General features: G+C 66.2%; 1 protein-coding gene and 1 pseudogene. Both read right to left on the bottom strand.

Annotation, left to right across the window (positions count from 1 at the left end; all coding sequences use genetic code 11):
- Positions 1-251: pseudogene (locus O7A05_RS34055) on the bottom strand (hydrolase); the annotation flags it as partial.
- On the bottom strand, positions 248-532 hold a 285-nt coding region (locus O7A05_RS34060), incomplete at its 5' end, for a DNA-3-methyladenine glycosylase I (RefSeq protein ID WP_337097791.1). The gene O7A05_RS34060 and the pseudogene O7A05_RS34055, both read right to left, overlap by 4 nt.

Here is a 532-nt window from a genome sequence, read left to right on the forward strand (position 1 = left end):
CGCATGCGCTCATCGACGCGCGGCATCTCGTGCCGCAGCACGGTCTCCACCAGCAGCGTGTGCTGCGCGACCGAGAAGATGTGCGCACCGGTGGTCTGCCCGTTCCAGCGCGCCACGCGCGCCAGCCCATGCGCGATGTCGGCGATCTCGACATCGAGCGGGGAGGGATCGAGCAGATCGAGCCGCCGGCCCGACAGCATGCGCTGCCAGGCGCGGGATGCCACGTCGCGTGCCGTTTTCTTCGCGGTCATTTGGCCTTGAGGCGCGGCTTGCGCTGCGTCTTGCCGCAGCTCGCGTGACAATGGCAGTCGACGAGATGGTCGTTGACCATGCCGGTCGCCTCCATGAAGGCGTAGACGATGGTCGGGCCGACGAATTTGAAGCCGCGCGAGGACAGCTCTTTCGAGATCTGCACCGACAGCGGCGTCGAGGCCGGCACGCTGGCGCTGGTCTTGAAATTGTTGACCTTGGGCCCTCCGCCCATGAAGTCCCACAGCAGCTTCGAGAAGCCGGGGCCCTTCTCCATGATGTC

The sequence above is a fragment of the Mesorhizobium argentiipisi (SeqCode) genome (assembly GCF_037179585.1).
Lineage (GTDB): Bacteria > Pseudomonadota > Alphaproteobacteria > Rhizobiales > Rhizobiaceae > Mesorhizobium > Mesorhizobium argentiipisi.